The sequence below is a fragment of the Streptomyces sp. NPDC096013 genome, from assembly GCF_044763565.1.
Lineage (GTDB): Bacteria > Actinomycetota > Actinomycetes > Streptomycetales > Streptomycetaceae > Streptomyces.
In genome coordinates this window covers 41,300-54,539 of sequence record NZ_JBIWGK010000016.1, presented here as the reverse complement: position 1 = coordinate 54,539, position 13,240 = coordinate 41,300, and the positions used below count along the sequence as shown (strand labels likewise).

Below are 13,240 nucleotides of genomic sequence, written 5' to 3'. Positions count from 1 at the left end.
CGGATTATGCACTAGTGCAAAACGAACCGCAACCCGACCGTCGCAGCCGCCGCCGGACACCACCCCGGGCGTCGAGCAGACCGAGCAGGAGCAATGGAGAGCACCATGCAGGGGACCACCACACAGCCGACGCCACAGCCCGCCGCCTACACGCCGACCGACCGGACCGTCCCCACCCGCTCCGCCGAACGGGCTTCGTACGACAAGGAGTTGGTGCACGCGATACTCGACGAGGCCTACGTCTGCCACCTCGGCTTCGTGCGGGACGGCGTGCCGGTGGTGCTGCCGACGCTGTACGGGCGGGTCGGCGAGCGGCTGTACGTGCACGGGTCGACGGGCGCGCGTCCGCTGCGGATGACAGGTCAGGCCGATCCGGGGCTGCCGGTGTGCCTGACGGTCACGCACGTGGACGGTCTGGTGCTGGCCCGCTCCGCGTTCCACCACTCGATCAACTACCGCTCCGTGGTGGTGCACGGCATCGCCCGCCAGGTGACGGACCCCGAGGAGAAGCGGACGGCACTGGACGCGCTGGTCGACCACGTCGTGCCGGGCCGCTCGGCGGACTCACGGCCCGCGAACAAGAAGGAACTCGCCGCCACCATGGTGATCCGCCTCGATCTCGACGAGGTCTCCGCCAAGCTCCGCACCGGCGGCGCGAACGACGACCCCGAGGACCTGGACCTCCCCCACTGGGCCGGAGTGGTCCCGCTCCAACCGGCCTACGGCACCCCGCTCCCGAACGACGACCTGACCCCGGGCATCGAACTCCCCGACTACCTCGCGGAGTTGTGATGCTCGTCCACCCCTGGGACGCACCGCAGGACGACACCGAGTGGCAGCACTGGCTCACCACCCACGACTTCGGCCAGCTCGCCGTCAACGGCCCGCCCGGCGAACCCCCGTTCGTCCAGCCCCTGCACTTCTTCTACGACCCGGAGCGCGGCGAGGCGATCACCCATCTCGCCCGCCCCAACCCCCTGTTGCCCGCGCTGGCGGCGGACCCGCGGGTGGTCCTGAGCGTCGTCGACGACTACGCCTTCATCCCCGGCCCCTGGCAGGCGGACCCGGACGGCCCGCCGGAACACGGTGTGCCGACCAGCTTCTACGCGGCGGTCCAACTCCGGTGCACCGCCCACCTGGTGGACGACCCGGCCGAGCTGGCGGCACTGCTGAACCGGCAGGTCGGGCACTTCCAGCCCGAGGGCGGTTCCTCGACGGTCGCAGCGGGCGAGGGGCCGTACGGCAGGCTGCTGTCGGGGATTCGGGCGGTGCGGCTCGAAGTGACCGGTGTGCGGGCGAAGTTCAAGTACGCGGGCAAGCGGGCGGCCGGGGTCCAGGACCGCATCGCGGCGGGGCTCCTGGGGCGGGACGGTCCCCGGGACGCGGCGGCGCGGGAGCATCTGCTGCGGCGGCGGGGTCAGGGCTGACGTCGGGGCCCGCCCCGGGTGGACGGAGGCGGAAGGGCGAGCGTGTTGCGGCGCGTGACCGGTCGGCTAGGCGGCCGTTCCGCGGCGGGACAGTTCCCTTTCGGGGCCGCCGCTGGCCACCGGCTCGCCGGAGCCCTTCGTCGGGGCCGAGGACTGGGCGATGAACGCGCCCAGGAGGACCACCGCTCCCCCGGCGATCTGCGGTGCGGAGAGGTGTTCGCCGAGGAGGACCCAGGCCAGGACGGTCGCGATGACCGCTTCGAGGCAGGCCACGACGCCCGCGACCTGCGGGGAGAGTCGGCGGACGGAGACGACGCCGGTGACATAGGCCAGGACCGTGGCGACCAGCACGATCCAGGCGAGCAGGACCGCGGCGGGTACGGCGGTGCCGTTCATGTGGGCGTGGCCCGCGAGGAGCGACCAGTCCATGGTCCAGGGCCTGGCCACGGCGGTGAGGACGAGGGCGCCGACGAGCAGGCCGTACGCGATCACGCCGAGCGGCTCGGGGGCCTCGTCGCCGGCGTCGCTGCCCTCGTCGGACAGGACGAAGTAGCCGACCTGGCAGCAGGCGGCGCCGAGCGCGAGCAGCAGTCCCACGGCGTCGAAGCTCAGACCGGACCACACCTCGACGACACAGGCGAGTCCCCCGGCCGCGAGGACCACGCCGAGCGCGGCGGCACGGGTGACCGGGCGCCGCTGCACGAACCGCACCCAGCCGAGCACGAGGGCGGGTGCGAGGTACTCGACGAGCAGGGCGACCCCTACGGGTATCCGGGATATCGCGGCGAAGTAGCAGGCCTGGACACCGGCCACGGCGAGCAGCCCGAAGCCGAGGAGCAGCGCGGGGCGACGGCGTACGAGCGCGCGGTGCCGTACTGCGAGGGGCAGCATCACGAGGGCCGCGCCGGCCACCCGCAGCCACACCACGTGCAGCGGGTCGAGCCCCGCCTCGATCAGCGGCTTCGCCGCGACCCCGGACCCCCCGAAGGCCAACGCGGACCCGAGCGCCAGGCCCAGCCCGACGCCCTTGCCGCCTCCGGCCGCACTGCTCTCAGACGTATGCACGGGCACATGATGACAGGGGAGGACAGCAGCGTCATCCCCGTTGACACCTGTCTCAGGGCGTGGACGGGACCACACCCGGGAGCAGTTCCCCGCACCAAAGGACTCAGCAGCCGATGGCCGGGGCTCAGCAGCCCGTCTCGCCGGCACCCGTGACGTACTCCTCCAAGCGCCCCTCGACCCAGATCAGCACCTCGGGGGACTCGATGCCCGCGCGGTGGAGGACCTCGACGGCGCGGGACTCCGGGTCCGCGACGATCGCGGCGAGGAGGTCGATGCCGCGGGCCAGGTCGCCGTCGCGGAGTTCTGCGCGCTCGCAGGCGTACTCCAGGGCGTCGGCGGCCAGCGGCGACCAGCCCTCCGCCGCAGGTACCGCGGGGATCGCGCCGGAGTCCTCGACCGCGCCCTGCCAGCGGAGGCCGTAGCCGATGCTGCGCTGGACGAGGTAGCCGAGCAGGCGGGCGATCTGCGGGCCGTCGCCGAAGACGGCGCGTGCCTCGGGGTCGGACTCCAGGAGGCTGTGCAGCAGGTGGGCCGTGTCGATGTGCCGGTCCCCGTCCCGCAGGGCCCGGCGGCGCGCACCGGCGATCACCGCTGCCAGCTCTGCACTGAGCCTGGCATCGTTGTCCGCGCGGTGGATTCCTTGCTCGCGGGCCGACTGGCTGGGGATACGGGGTTGCACACTCCTACCCCATCAGTCCGCCGCGTTGAGGGCATCCCCGGAGGGAAGCATTTCGGCGTCCCACACAAAGTGGACCCGGGGCGGCGGAATCTCCTCCTTACGGATGAGATCACGCCCGTCGCCCCCGAGAGGCGCGCGCCGCCCCGCCGCGCGCCCCGTTCGCAACCGCGCTGCACCCGGCGTACGTCTTTCGCGAACGTGGAGAGCAGGTGCTGGCTGGTGGCATTGCCGGCGGTCGACGGCAGACAGTACGTGTACCGGGTGTACGCCCCGGAGGACGCGCTGCTCGCCGACCTGTTCTGGGACGCCTGGCACTGCCACGACGAGAGTGCCCACCCGCGCGCGTGGGACCTGTTCGACGCGGCGGTCATACGACGGGTGAGCTGAGCCGCGCAACGCGGCCCATGGACACAATTCCTGACGGTTCATCAGTATTGAATGTTGCGCGTCCTGCGGCTACGTTCCGCGACACCGTAGCCCGATACGAAGAGGTGGTCGCATGGCCGAAATCAGCGCGGAGGCCCGCATCGAGGCCCCGGCCGAGAAGGTGTGGGCTCAACTCACGGACTGGTCCGCGTACGGCGAGTGGAACGCGACCCACACCAACTTCCCCAAGGGCGGCCCGGACGTCCTCGCGGTGGGCGGGACCTTCCAGGAGAACATGAAGCTGATGGGCTTCCCGGCGGAGGTCGAGTGGACCATCGAGGAGGTGGAGCCGGCCCGGGTGTTCGCCATCCGCGGCAAGGGCCCGATGGCCGTGAACGTCGCCACGCGCTACACGCTCACGCCCGACGGCGACGCCACGACGGTCCGGATCGACGGTGAGTTCACGGGTGCGGCGGTGTCGTTGATGGCGGGCAAACTGAAGGACTCGGGTACGGCTGCCCTGAACGAGTCGCTGCGCAAACTGGCCGGGCTGGTGGCCTGAGGAACGCGCCGGGGCACCGCAGGAACGGGAACGCGCACAGGGAAGGCGCCCCACGGAAGGTCCGTGAGGCGCCTTGGCCTGCCATCTCTTCCGGCCCGGAGGACATCAGTCCTCGTCGGCCAGAATCAGGTACAGCTTCTTGCGGGCGTCGTTGATGACGGTCAGCGCCTTCTCGCGCTGCTCCTTGCTGCCGGTCTTCCAGACCTGGCCGAAGGCTTCCATCAGACCGAAACCGGCCTGGCGGATCTCGCTGAGGGCCTCCCAGTCGACACCGCGGGAAGCCTCTTCCCAGGGTGCGTCCGGGCCTTCTCCCGCGGCGGTACGGCCGGCCTCGGTGAGGGCGAAGAGCTTCTTGCCACCCTCCGACTCACTGGCGATCAGGCCCTCGTCCTCCAGCAGCTGAAGGGTGGGGTAGACCGAGCCGGGGCTCGGCTTCCACGCGCCGCCGCTGCGCTCGGCGATCTCCTGGATCATCTCGTAGCCGTGCATCGGCCGGTCCTTGAGGAGGGCCAGGATCGACGCGCGCACATCGCCGCGCCGCGCCCTGCCGCCCCTCGGGCCGCCACGCCCTCGTCCACCCCAGGGGCCGGGACCGAAGCCCGGTCCGAATCCGGGGCCACCGCCGGGACCACCCGGGCCACCGGGCCCGAAGGGACCGAAAGCCCCACGCAGCCCGTCGGGGCCACCCCGGCCGCGCCGGGAGAAGCCGTCCTGTCCATGTCCACGCTCGTATCCGTGGGTACGCATCGCAATCACTCCATTCCATCGTTGATCTGTCGCGATGCGTCAACGATATATCGGAACTGTTCGGATGACAACCCCCTTCCGACACCCCCGCCCAGAAGGACTTCGAACGGCTTCGAAGTCCTTCCCGCGCCCGGCGTCCGCACCGTTGACTGGGGATGCCAGCCACGACAACCAACCCAGGGAGAACGTGATGAGGATGTGGAAGCGCGCGGGCATCGCGGCCCTGCTGACCGCGGCGATGGTCGGCATCGTGACCCCGGCGGCCTCGGCCGCCCCCATGCCGTGGGAGACCAGCACGGTCACTCCGCTGTGCGCGCCCCCCTGCTACCAGTAGGACCGCTTCGGTGCCGGGCGCGCCTGGCCGGACCCGGCCTTCAGGGCCGTAGCCCCGCTCGTCACGCCCGGCGGCGCCGCACGCTCCAGTCGAACGCGCCCCGGCACACCGTGGTGCCGGTGGCGTCCGTGATCTCGGCGTGGGTGGAGAAGCGGGCCCGGTCGGTCTCGCCGGACAGCAGGGGTCGCAGCGCGGCGCGGGCCTCGGTACCGAGGTGGCAGACGGCGCGGAGGCGGCCGCGGGCCGGGGCCAGGAACTCCAGGGACGCGGAGGCGCCGAGGGGGACGACCCCGTCGAAGTCCCCGGGGGTCTCGCTCGCCGCGATGATGGCGCCCAGCCCTGCCGCGTCCAGCAGGGCGACGAGGCCGCTGGAGTGCAGGGACCCGATGACGTTGGTCAGCGGCTCCGGGACCTCCGCGGAGATCTCGGCCTCGCCGTCGGCGGCCCGCACCACCTCGATGCCGGCGGTGCGGTGGGCCGGGATGGGCTCCAGCAGGGTGCGGGCCAGTGCCGTGACGTCCATGGGCGCAGCCTCGCACGCGGTCGCGGCGGAGGAGGGGGCTCGCCGCGACCGTACGGGGAAGTCCCGGTTACACCTCGATGTGCCAGCCCATGATGACCGTACGGTCGCGGGGCAGGCCGAAGTGCTCGGCCGCGTCGGCCGTGATGTGGGACGTGGCGATGAACAGGCGTTTGCGCCAGGGGGCCATCGTCGGCGCCTCGCCGCGGCGTAGCTCGATGGTGGACAGGAAGTAGGACGCCTGGTCGAGGTGGAGGGTGCCCTCGGTCTCGGCCGGGTCGATCAGGGTCAGGGTGCCGGGCACGTCCGGTGTCTCCATGTAGCCGAAGCGGGCGGTGACATGGATGATCCCGTCGTCCGCGTAGCCGAGGCCGTCGACGACGATGCGCCGGTCGAGCGGGACGCGTGGGACGGGCTCGGTCTCGATGGACAGGATCACCACCTGTTCATGCCGTACGTGGTTGCGTTCCACGTTGGCGCGCATCGCGAGGGGTGCCGTCCGCTTGCCCCGGTTGAGGAAGACCGCCGTGCCGGGAACCTGGATCACCGGCCGTTCCCCGCTGCGGAGTTGGTCGACGAACTCGCGCAACGAGCCCTCGTGGTCGGCCCGTTCGGCGGTGACGACCTCACGGCCGCGCTGCCAGGTCGTCATCACGGTGAACGCGGTGAGTCCGATCAGCAGCGGCAGCCACGCGCCGTGGACGAGCTTGGTCAGGTTGGCCGCCACGAACAGCAGGTCCACGGTGAGCAGCAGGGTCGCGCCGGTCGCGATCAGCCACACGGGTGTGTGCCACTTCGCCCGGGCGACGCAGAAGAACAGGAGGGTGGTGATGGTGATCGTGCCGGTGACCGCCATGCCGAACGCGAAGGCCAGCGCCGCCGAACTGCGGAAGGCGAAGACCAGGGTGAGGACGGAGACCATCAGCAGCCAGTTGATCCACGGGACGTAGATCTGGCCGATGGTGGACTCGGAGGTGTGGGCGATCCGCAGGCGCGGGAGGTAGCCGAGCTGGGCTGCCTGGGAGGCGACGGAGTACGCGCCGGTGATCACGGCCTGGGAGGCGATCACGGTGGCCGCCGTGGCGAGCAGGACCATCGGCCAGCGTCCCCAGTGCGGCACGAGAAGGAAGAACGGGCTGCTGATGTTGGCCGGGTCGTCGAGGATCAGCGCGCCCTGGCCGAGATAGCTCAGGACGCAGGCGGGGAAGACGAGGAACATCCAGCCGCGGGTGATGGCGCGGCGGCCGAAGTGCCCCATGTCCGCGTAGAGGGCCTCGGCGCCGGTGACCGCGAGGACCACGGCGGCGAGGGCGAAGAAGGCCGTGCCGAAGTGACCGAACAGGAAGCCCAGGGCGTAGCTCGGCCACAACGCCCGCAGGATGCCCGGGTGTTCGGTGATGCCGACGACTCCGCACGCACCGATCGCCGTGAACCAGGCGATCATGACCGGCCCGAACACCCGGCCCACCGCGGCGGTTCCCCGGCGCTGCACCAGGAAGAGCACCACGATGATGACCGCGGTGATGGGCACGACCGCGCTGTCCAGGGACGGTTCGACGACCTTGAGTCCCTCGACCGCGGACAGCACCGAGATCGCCGGGGTGATCATGCTGTCGCCGAAGAAAAGCGACGCGCCGAAGATGCCGAGACCGGTCAGGACGACGGCCGCTCGGCCGCCCCGCTCCGAACTCCAGCGACGCAGCAGGGTGATGAGCGCCATGATGCCGCCCTCGCCCTCGTTGTCGGCGCGCATCGCCAGCAGCACATAGGTGACCGTGACGATGACCATCACCGACCAGAACACCAGCGAGACCACGCCGTACACGTTCTGCGTGCTGACCGGGACGGGGTGCGGGTCGCCCGGGTTGAACACGGTCTGAAGGGTGTAGATCGGGCTGGTCCCGATGTCGCCGAAGACCACGCCGAGCGCCCCGACCACCACCGCGAGCCGTACGGCGTCCCGTGCGCCCCCGTGACGGGCTTCCGGCGGCCCCGGCGGGGACGCCTCGTCCGCCTCGGTCCCGTGTCCACGGTCGGTCATGGTGTTCCTCCTCGTCGTGGACCGCGGTGCCACGGGTCTGGTGCGTCGGGGCGGACATTACCCATGCGGCAGGGCGATCGCCGGTAGGGGGGCGCCGCTTCACCTCGCATCGCGTCGGCTTCTCCTCGCACCGCGTCGTCGCCCCCGCCACCCGCGCGCGTATCGGTCCAGTGACCGTGAATTGGCCTTGGGCCGGGAGGCCGCGGCGCGGCTAGCGTCGCCGTATGCGCATCCGAATCGTCGACGCCTTCACCGACCGCCCCTTCCCCGGAAACCCGGCCGGGGTAGTGCTCCTCGACGCCTTCCCGGCGGACGACCGGCTCCAGCGGATCGCGCTGGAGGTGAACCACGCCGAGACGGCGTTCGCGCATCGGCTGCCCGAAGGCGGGGACGCGGACTGGGCGTTGCGGTGGTTCACGCCGGCGACCGAGGTCGCGCTGTGCGGGCACGCGACCCTCGCGACGGCCCATGTGCTGCACACCACCGGCGCCCATCAGGGGCCCGTGCGGTTCGCGACGCGCAGTGGGGTGCTCAGCGCCACGCCGGCCGAGGACGGGTCGATCACGCTGGACTTCCCGACCGCCCCGCTCACGTCGATCGAGATCCCGGACGGTCTCGCCGAGGCGCTGGGCGCGGAACCGCTCACCGCGTTCGACACCGGCCCGGACATCGGGGACCTCGTCGTCGAACTCGCCGACGAGAAGACCGTCGTAGGACTCGCGCCGGACCTCAGGGCTCTCGGCGCCGCGTCCGAGCGCGGCATCATCGCGACGGCCCGGGCCCAGGACCCCAGCGGGGGCTACGACTTCGTGTCGCGGTGTTTCTTCCCGAACATCGGGATCGACGAGGACCCGGTCACCGGCAGCGCGCACACGGCGCTCGCGCCGTACTGGTCCGAGCGGCTCGGCGGCACGGTCCTCACCGGGCTCCAGGCGTCGCCGCGCTCCGGGCGGGTCCGTACCGAACTGCGGGGCGGGCGGACCCTGTTGACCGGTCGGGCGGTCACGGTCCTCGACGGCGAGCTGCTCGCCTGAGCCGCAACAGGCGTGCCCCGCACGGGCGTTACGCGGTGGGCAGCCAGCCCACCTTGCCCGCGAGCAGCGCATAGCCGACGAACGCCCCGATGTCGAGCAGGGAATGCGCCACCACCAGGGGACCCACGCGGCCCCAGCGCCGGTACAGGTAGACGAAGACCACGCCCATCACCATGTTGCCGACGAAGCCGCCGATGCCCTGGTAGAGGTGGTAGCTACCGCGCAGTACGGAACTGGCCACCAGCGCGGTGCCCGGCGTCCAGCCCAACTGGCCCAGCCTGCGCAGCAGATAGCCCACCACGATCACCTCTTCGAGGATCGCGTTCTGCATCGCGGAGAGGATCAGGACCGGGTACTTCCACCAGACGTCCGGCAGCGCCTCCGGCACCACCGTGAGGTTGAAGCCGAGGCCGCGTGCGGCCAGGTAGAAGGCGATTCCGGTGGAGCCGATGACGGCCGCGACGCCCGCCCCGCGCCCCAGGTCGGGCCAGGGGCGGGTGCGGTCGAAGCCGATCGTGCGCAGGCTCTCGCCCTCCCGCAGGAGGAAGTGCGCGACGAGGGCGACGGGGACCAGCGCGGACGCGATCCCGAACAGCTGCCAGGCCAGATCCAGCCAGGGGCGGCCCGGTGCGGCCGAGGCGTTGAGGGTGGCGGCCTGGCCCTTGAGACCCCCCGGTTTGGTGACCGATCCGACAAAGCTGATCAGGGCGGACACTCCACTCGCACCGAGCGAAAGCCCCAGAACGAGCAGTGCTTCGGACCGGAGAATCCGCCGTGTGGGCCGCTCCAGCGGAAAAGTTTCGGCCACCTGCCCTGCCTCCACCTGCACACCTGCCTTCAGTTCGGAAATCCCGCCTCATGCCCATCTTCGCCCCGCTAGGGTCTCGAAAGAACTTACGAAGATCGTGCGCGACAGGCCGTTGGGGGGACGGACGCCGTACGGGGCGAACCTCCCCCATGTCTGCCATACGGCCGCATACCGGCACGAGGTTCAACAGGGAGGGGCACCACCGTCATGGGACGTCACAGCTTGCCCGATCAGTACCGGGCCGGCGGCAGCGACCCCCGTCCTCGCGCGCGTCGCCGTACGATCGCCATCGCCACGGTGCTGGTGCTGACCGTCGCAGGCGGTACCGCCGTGGCGGTGCAGAGCGGGTTGCTCTCCTTCGGCTCCTCCTGCCGGAAGGACGCCGTGCGCCTGAAGCTCGCCGCCTCCCCCGACATGGCCCCCGCCCTGCGCGCGGCGGCCGGACAGGCCCGCGACGAGAACATCACGTCGGACGGGCAGTGCCTGAACATCTCCGTGACCGCCGCGGAGTCGTACAAGTTCGCGGACACGCTGAAGGCGGGCAAGCACCCGGACGTGCAGGTGTGGGTGCCCGACTCCGAGCTGTGGGTGAGCGAGGTCTCGTCGGCCGCCGACAGCGCGGCCACGGAGGTGACGCCCGCGGGCAACGTGGCCTCGACGCCGGTCGGGGTGGCGATGGTGCCGGCCGCCGCGAAGTCGCTGGGGTGGCCGAAGAAGACGTACACCTGGCTCGACCTGGCCGGTGCCACGCTCCAGGACGACTCGCTCCGGCTGGGCGCGGCCGACCCGGCGCGCAGCGCGACGGGACTGCTGGCGCTCACGCAGCTGAGCACGGCCGCCGGGAAGGTCAAGGGCGGGGCCACGCAGGCGGCGGCGATGATGAAGACCCTGTCGCAGCGGATCTCGGACACCGACGGCCAGGTCCTGGACACCCTGCCGCGCGACGCCTCGGGCACCGAGCAGGGCAACCCGAAGCGCAACCAGGCGCTGGTCCTCAGCGAGCAGTCGGCGTTCTCGTACAACGCGTCGGCCGACGGCGACGCGAGCCTCGACCTCTTCTATCCGAAGGACGGCTCCCCGCGGCTCGACTACCCGTACAACCTGGTCGACCAGGACCGGCTGACCACGGACGAGAGCCGGGCCGCGATCCGGTTCATGACCTATCTGAGCCGGCCCGCGCAACAGAAGCTCATGGAGAAGTACGGCTTCCGCACCGATGACGACACCGCGCCGGAGGCCGTGGTCGCCAAGGCCGGAGGCACCAGCCCGCAGCCGTACGGCGTGGCGGCGGCCGAGCCGGCTTCCGACGCGGCGCTCCAGGAGGCCCTGGGGACCTGGACGATCACCGTGCAGAGCGCGCGGATCACCACGGTCGTCGACGCGTCCGCCTCGATGGCGGAGAAGGTGCCGGGGACCGGGCAGTCGCGCATGGACGTCACGAAGGGGTCGCTGCTCCAGGCGCTGGCCACGTTCACGCCCGAGGACGAGATCGGGCTGTGGGAGTTCTCCACGAAGCTCGACGGCGACAAGGACTACCGCGTCCTGGTCCCGACCGAGCGGCTCGGCGACCGCAAGGGCGACGGCACCCAACGCGACGCCCTGTCAGCGGCGTTCGGCTCTCTGAAGCCGGTGCGGAATGGCGCGACCGGCCTCTACGACACCACGCTCGCCGCGTACAAGGCGGCCACCTCCTCCTATGTGAAGGGGAAGTTCAACGCGCTGGTGATCCTGACCGACGGGGTCAACCAGGACCCGGGCAGCATCTCCCGCTCGGCGCTGATGCAGCAGTTGCGGCAACTCGCCAGCCCTGAACGGCCGGTGCCGCTCATCATGATCGCGGTGGGTCCGGAGGCCGACAAGGAGGAGGCCCGGCAGATCGCCGAGGCGACCGGCGGCTCGGGGCACGAGGTGAACAACCCGGCCGAGATCCAGTCGGTGATCCTCCAGGCGATCGTGGCGGCGGGGGCGTCGGGCGCGTCGGCCAACGCGGGCTGAGACAGCGGCAGTTCACCCGCCCTTCCGCCAACTCGTCTCGAAACGGCCGCCGTTCCCCCGCTGCTGCCGACGCGCCCCGGAACAGCCGCCGTTCACCCCAGCGGCACCGGCTCCGGCAGCCCCACCGGCCAGGTGTGGACCGGCTCGCCGAGGTGCATCAGCTCGCTGTAGCGGCGGGTGGTCGCGGCCAGCGCGGCCTCCCTGTCGAGCCCCTGCTCCAGGGCCCGGTGGAACGTGGCGGCCTGCCAGGTCGCGCCGTTGGCCCGGCGGCGGCAGCGCTCGTCGATGACGCCCAAGTACAGGTCCCGGTCGGCCGGTTCGACCCCCCACGCGTCCAGGCCGGCCTCCGCGAGCGGCAGCAGTTCATCGCGTACGAGGGTCACCGCGTCGATCTCGGTGGTGCCGCCGAGCCGTCCGCGCCGGGGCCAGACGAGACGGGCGTCGATGCCGTCGCGGCACGCGGTGTCGAAGTTGGCGGCGGCGGCCTCGAAGGGCAGCCGGGTCCACACCGGCCGCGACTCCTCGGCGAGGGCGCGCACGACGCCGTAGTAGAACGCGGTGTTGGCGATGACGTCGGTGACGGTGGGCCCGGCGGGCAGCACGCGGTTCTCGACGCGCAGGTGCGGGACGCCGTCGGCGATGCCGTAGACCGGGCGGTTCCAGCGGTACACCGTGCCGTTGTGCAGGACGAGTTCGGCGAGGGTGGGGATGCCGCCCGCGTCGAGGACGTCGAGGGGTTCCTCGTCGTCGTGGATCGGGAGCAGGGCCGGGAAGTAGCGCAGGTTCTCCTCGAAGAGGTCGTACGCCGACGTCACCCAGCGCTCGCCGAACCAGGTGCGGGGGCGGACACCCTGGGCCTGGAGTTCGGGCGGGCGGGTGTCGGTGGCCTGCTGGAACAGCGGGGGCCGGGACTCGCACCACAGCTCACGGCCGAACAGGAAAGGCGAGTTGGCGCCCACGGCGACCTGTACGGCGGCGACGGCCTGCGCCGCGTTCCACACGCCCGCGAAGCGGTCCGGGGTGACCTGGAGATGCAACTGCACGGAGGTGCAGGCGGCTTCGGGCGCGATGGAGCCGGAGGTGCAGGTGAGGTGCTCGACGCCGTCGATGTCGAGGACGAAATCCTCGCCGCGGGCGGCCACGATCTGATCGTTTAGCAGGGTGTAGCGGTCGACCGCGGAGAGGTTCGAGGAGACCAGGTCGTCCCGGTCGAGTGTCGGCAGAATGCCGATCATCAGTATTCCGGCGTCGACCTCGCCCGCTTTTCGATGGGCATATGCCAGTGACGTACGGATCTCCTCCGCGAGCCGGTCGAATACCCGGCCGTCCAATCGGTGTGGGGCAATGTTGACTTCCAGATTGAACATGGCGAGTTCTGTTTGGAAATCTCGGCTCGCGATGCGCTCGAGAACCTCTCCATTCAGCATTCTCGGCATGCCGTCGGAGCCGACCAGGTTCAGTTCGATCTCCAGCCCCATGAGGTTCTTGGGGCGGTCGAACCGCTCCTCGGCCAGCAGCCGCTCGAGCCCCGTCAGGCACCGCCGCAGCTTGGCGCGGTAGCGCTGGCGGTCGGCCAGCTCGAACGGCCCTGCCACGACCTTCTCGCCCATCGCAGCGTCACCTCCTCGTCCCGGGTCAGGAATGATGATGCCCAGACCTGGC

General features: G+C 71.2%; 14 protein-coding genes. 7 read left to right on the top strand and 7 right to left on the bottom strand.

The features are described from left to right. The first annotated feature begins 105 nt into the window (after nt 1-105). On the top strand, nt 106-792 hold the full coding sequence (locus tag ACIRB1_RS37650) for a pyridoxamine 5'-phosphate oxidase family protein (protein ID WP_352179555.1): 687 nt from the start codon (nt 106-108) through the stop codon (nt 790-792). Next, entirely contained in the window at nt 792-1,427 is a 636-nt protein-coding gene (locus ACIRB1_RS37645) for an FMN-binding negative transcriptional regulator (RefSeq protein WP_403468687.1), read from the top strand. Before ACIRB1_RS37650 ends, ACIRB1_RS37645 begins: the two co-directional genes overlap by 1 nt. 66 nt (nt 1,428-1,493) lie before the next feature. Here ACIRB1_RS37645 and ACIRB1_RS37640 read toward each other — a convergent pair whose 3' ends face one another. Continuing rightward, nucleotides 1,494-2,498 (bottom strand): EamA family transporter, encoded by a 1,005-nt coding sequence (locus tag ACIRB1_RS37640; protein ID WP_352179560.1) that lies wholly within the window; start codon nt 2,496-2,498, stop codon nt 1,494-1,496. A 118-nt stretch (nt 2,499-2,616) separates the two neighbouring features. Further along, nucleotides 2,617-3,171, bottom strand: a complete 555-nt coding sequence (locus tag ACIRB1_RS37635) for a Clp protease N-terminal domain-containing protein (protein WP_352179561.1) — start codon at nt 3,169-3,171, stop codon at nt 2,617-2,619. 219 nt (nt 3,172-3,390) lie between these two features. Here ACIRB1_RS37635 and ACIRB1_RS37630 point away from each other — a divergent pair, with 219 nt between their 5' ends. Together ACIRB1_RS37630 and ACIRB1_RS37625 are read left to right on the top strand one after the other, a co-directional pair. Continuing rightward, nucleotides 3,391-3,558, top strand: coding sequence for a hypothetical protein (locus tag ACIRB1_RS37630; protein ID WP_106971117.1), 168 nt, complete (start codon nt 3,391-3,393; stop codon nt 3,556-3,558). Nucleotides 3,559-3,670: 112 nt separating this feature from the next. Next, the gene (locus ACIRB1_RS37625; protein WP_328684664.1) at nt 3,671-4,099 is read left to right on the top strand and encodes an SRPBCC family protein; all 429 of its coding nucleotides are present in this window, start codon (nt 3,671-3,673) and stop codon (nt 4,097-4,099) included. Between the two features lie 105 nt (nt 4,100-4,204). On the opposite strand, the gene ACIRB1_RS37620 is transcribed toward ACIRB1_RS37625, so the two are convergent. Further along, on the bottom strand, nt 4,205-4,846 hold the full coding sequence (locus ACIRB1_RS37620) for a PadR family transcriptional regulator (RefSeq protein WP_352179562.1): 642 nt from the start codon (nt 4,844-4,846) through the stop codon (nt 4,205-4,207). 190 nt (nt 4,847-5,036) lie between these two features. Between ACIRB1_RS37620 and ACIRB1_RS37615 the strand changes: the two genes are divergently transcribed. Next, nucleotides 5,037-5,180, top strand: a complete 144-nt coding sequence (locus ACIRB1_RS37615) for a hypothetical protein (RefSeq protein WP_352179563.1) — start codon at nt 5,037-5,039, stop codon at nt 5,178-5,180. Nucleotides 5,181-5,241: 61 nt separating this feature from the next. On the opposite strand, the gene ACIRB1_RS37610 is transcribed toward ACIRB1_RS37615, so the two are convergent. Both ACIRB1_RS37610 and ACIRB1_RS37605 read right to left on the bottom strand, forming a co-directional pair. After that, the gene (locus ACIRB1_RS37610) at nt 5,242-5,703 is read right to left on the bottom strand and encodes a DUF4442 domain-containing protein (RefSeq protein ID WP_352179564.1); all 462 of its coding nucleotides are present in this window, start codon (nt 5,701-5,703) and stop codon (nt 5,242-5,244) included. A gap of 67 nt (nt 5,704-5,770) precedes the next feature. Continuing rightward, entirely contained in the window at nt 5,771-7,741 is a 1,971-nt protein-coding gene (locus tag ACIRB1_RS37605; protein WP_403468686.1) for a potassium transporter Kup, read from the bottom strand. A gap of 224 nt (nt 7,742-7,965) precedes the next feature. Between ACIRB1_RS37605 and ACIRB1_RS37600 the strand changes: the two genes are divergently transcribed. Beyond that, nucleotides 7,966-8,775 carry a PhzF family phenazine biosynthesis protein gene (locus ACIRB1_RS37600; RefSeq protein ID WP_403468685.1) on the top strand — a complete coding sequence of 270 codons (810 nt, stop codon included), beginning with the start codon at nt 7,966-7,968 and terminating at the stop codon, nt 8,773-8,775. Nucleotides 8,776-8,803: 28 nt separating this feature from the next. On the opposite strand, the gene ACIRB1_RS37595 is transcribed toward ACIRB1_RS37600, so the two are convergent. Then, nucleotides 8,804-9,604 (bottom strand): CPBP family intramembrane glutamic endopeptidase, encoded by an 801-nt coding sequence (locus tag ACIRB1_RS37595; protein WP_403468684.1) that lies wholly within the window; start codon nt 9,602-9,604, stop codon nt 8,804-8,806. A 186-nt stretch (nt 9,605-9,790) separates the two neighbouring features. Here ACIRB1_RS37595 and ACIRB1_RS37590 point away from each other — a divergent pair, with 186 nt between their 5' ends. Further along, a complete protein-coding gene (locus ACIRB1_RS37590; protein WP_352179568.1) occupies nt 9,791-11,578 on the top strand; it encodes a substrate-binding and VWA domain-containing protein in 1,788 nt (595 codons plus the stop codon). 92 nt (nt 11,579-11,670) lie between these two features. Here ACIRB1_RS37590 and ACIRB1_RS37585 read toward each other — a convergent pair whose 3' ends face one another. After that, complete coding sequence (locus ACIRB1_RS37585) at nt 11,671-13,188, bottom strand: glutamate-cysteine ligase family protein (RefSeq protein ID WP_352179569.1); 1,518 nt, start codon at nt 13,186-13,188, stop codon at nt 11,671-11,673. Between the last annotated feature and the right edge of the window lie 52 nt (nt 13,189-13,240).